The sequence below is a fragment of the Marinobacter sp. genome, assembly GCF_033722195.1.
Lineage (GTDB): Bacteria > Pseudomonadota > Gammaproteobacteria > Pseudomonadales > Oleiphilaceae > Marinobacter.
Genome location: NZ_JAWVZL010000195.1, coordinates 1 through 2,177 on the forward strand (window position 1 = coordinate 1; position 2,177 = coordinate 2,177).

The 2,177-nt window shown below is 65.3% G+C and carries 2 protein-coding genes; both read left to right on the plus strand.

The features are described 5' to 3' along the window. The coding region (locus tag R3280_RS16730; protein ID WP_318999743.1) for a response regulator at positions 1 to 2,080 on the plus strand (2,080 nt) is incomplete at its 5' end. Beyond that, positions 2,077 to 2,177: DNA gyrase inhibitor YacG (locus R3280_RS16735; RefSeq protein WP_318999744.1), on the plus strand; the 101-nt coding region annotated here is incomplete at its 3' end. The genes R3280_RS16730 and R3280_RS16735, both read left to right, overlap by 4 nt.

The following is a 2,177-nucleotide window of genomic DNA, read 5'->3' on the forward strand; positions in this document are numbered from 1 at the left end:
CCAGCACGCTCAACTGACCACTCCGGGCGGGGAAGCCTTCAGCGCCGGCACCTATCCCTCCGGCGACGTACTGAGCCAGTCCTTTCCGCTACGCCTGGAGAGTACCCGGCTCAATCTGCCCCAGCCCCTGGGCACCCTGACCCTGACCTCGTCCCTGTCGCAGGTCTCCGGCGAGCTGGTGGACCGGGCCCTGACCACACTGCTGCTGCAGTCGTTTATCGTCCTGCTGGGTACCCTAGGGCTGCTGCTGATCGTACGCTTCACCCTCACCCGGCACCTCGAGACCATGGCGGACTACACCATCCGCCTCAACCTGGACGCCCTGATCGAACCCCTGAAACTGCGCCGCAAGCCGCCCCGGACCCCGGATGAGCTCAGTGAGATGGAACAGGCGCTCAATACCATGCGCCTGCGCCTGCTTGAGGAAGCCCGCGACCTGCGCCAGACCAGTCTGCAGTCCCGCGGCGAGCGGGACGAAGCGGTGCGGGCGAACCACGCCAAGAACCTGTTCCTGGCCAACGTCAGCCATGAGCTGCGGACACCGCTGCAGTCGGTGCTGGGCTACGCCAGCCTGCTGGACGACACCCGCCTGGATCAGGAGCAGCGGGACTATGTCCGTACTCTGGTGGGCGCCGCGGAGAACCTGTCCGCCATCATCAACGATCTGCTGGACATCTCCAGCATGGAAGCCGGCAAGCTGGTGCTGGACCACATTCCCTTCGACCCCCGGGAAACCCTCAACGACCTGGTGACCATGCTGGGCCCCCGGGCCCGGGAAAAAGGCCTGGCGCTGGAACTGCGGGTGGACGAGAACCTGCCGCTGGCACTGCGGGGCGATCCGGTGCGGATACGGCAGATCCTCCTGAACCTGACCGCCAACGCCATCAAGTTCACCGATTCCGGCCACGTGCTGGTGAGCATCGAGGTCACCGGCCGGGGGGGCAGTCTGGTGCAGCTGCGACTGTCGGTGGAGGACACCGGCGTGGGCATCAACCCGGAAGACCTGCCGCTGGTGTGCGAACCCTATGTCCAGTTCGGCCACCGTTTCCAGCGCCAGCTGCCCGGCGCCGGCCTGGGCCTGACCATCTGCCGGCAACTGGTCCAGCTGATGAACGGCAAACTGGACGTCCAGAGCCGGCCGGGGGCCGGTACCACTTTCTGGGTGGACCTGAGTTTGCCGGTGGCGCCGGAGGGCACTCCCAGGCTTCGCCACGACACCCGGCTGATCCGCGGTAAGCGTATCCTGGTGGTGGATTCCTACGAGCTGTCCCGCAAGATCACCCTGGAAATGCTGTCCCGCTACGAGGTGGACATCGACGCCGTGCGCTCCGCCGGCGAGGCCCTCACCATGCTGCGCCAGGCCGCCGACACCGACGAGCCCTACGATGCGGTCATCCTCGACGGCTTTGTGCCGGATATGGACAGCGATCTGCTGTGCCAGCAGATCCGGGACAACAGCGACTGGCAACACACCCGGGTGCTGATCCTGTCCTCAAACCCACAGCGTGGCGACGCCGAGCATTTCCGCCGCGCCGGTGCCGACGCATTCCTGAGCAAATCCCTGCGGGAATCCTGCCTGATGCCGATCCTGCACCAGCTCTTTGCCAACGCCCAGCGCAACGAGCGCAGCTTCCTCACCCGCTTCTCGCTGCAGCCGGTGGAGGACCAGAAGCCGGTACCCTCCCTGCGCTGCGGCCGCATGCGGGTGCTGCTGGTGGAAGACAACCCGGTCAACCGCACTCTCACCCGCCGGCTGTTGGAAAAGCTCGGCTGTGACGTGATGACCGCCAACGACGGCGAAGCCGCCGCCAGTCTTTGGCAACTGCACGGATTTGATATCATCCTGATGGATTGCCAGATGCCCCGCGTGGACGGCTTCGAAGCCACCCGACGGTTGCGGGCCTGGGAAGCTGCTGGCGGTCAACGTCCGGTGCCCGTGGTCGCGCTGACCGCCAGCGCCATGGAGAAGGACGAGGAGAAATGCCGCCGGGCCGGCATGGACGCTTTCGTCGCCAAACCCGTCAACCTGGAGATGTTGCGGGCCGTTCTGGAACAGTTCTGTGAGAAGACCAGCGTATGATTGTGAAATGCCCCACCTGCAGCAAACCCGTGGAATGGGAACCGAAAAACGAATACCGGCCCTTCTGCAGCGAACGCTGCAAGCTGATCGACCTGGG